This is a genomic window from Pseudomonas sp. YQ_5, assembly GCF_043103305.1.
Taxonomy (GTDB): domain Bacteria; phylum Pseudomonadota; class Gammaproteobacteria; order Pseudomonadales; family Pseudomonadaceae; genus Aquipseudomonas; species Aquipseudomonas putida_Y.
This window is the reverse complement of sequence record NZ_JBICJS010000045.1, coordinates 1-418: the sequence shown is the minus strand read 5'-3', so window position 1 is coordinate 418 and position 418 is coordinate 1. Positions and strand designations below refer to the sequence as shown.

The window sequence follows — 418 nt, the reverse complement described above, 5'->3', positions numbered from 1 at the left end:
CGCGAGCCGGGCCTGCAGCGCTGCCACAGCGTGCGGCAGGTGATCTGCAGCGGCGAGGCGCTGGCGGTGGACACCCAGCAGCAGGTGTTCAGCCACCTGCCCGGTGCCCGCCTGCACAACCTGTACGGGCCGACCGAGGCAGCGATCGACGTCACCCACTGGACCTGTGTCGACGAAGGGCGTGACAGCGTGCCGATCGGCCGGCCGATCGCCAACCTGTACACGCACATCCTTGGCCCGGCGTTCGAAGCCCTGCCGCAGGTAGCCATGGGCGAGCTGATGCTGGGTGGCCAGGGGCTGGCGCGTGGTTACCATCGTCGCCCGTCGCTGACGGCCGAGCGTTTCGTGCCCGACCCGTTCGGCAGCCACGGCCAGCGGCTGTACCGCACCGGCGACCTGGCGCGCTACCGCGACAGCG

1 protein-coding gene is annotated in these 418 nt (G+C 71.3%); it reads left to right on the top strand.

Annotated elements, in window-relative coordinates; all coding sequences use genetic code 11:
• Positions 1-418: AMP-binding protein (locus tag ACF8EA_RS10620; protein WP_392521969.1), on the top strand; the 418-nt coding region annotated here is incomplete at both ends.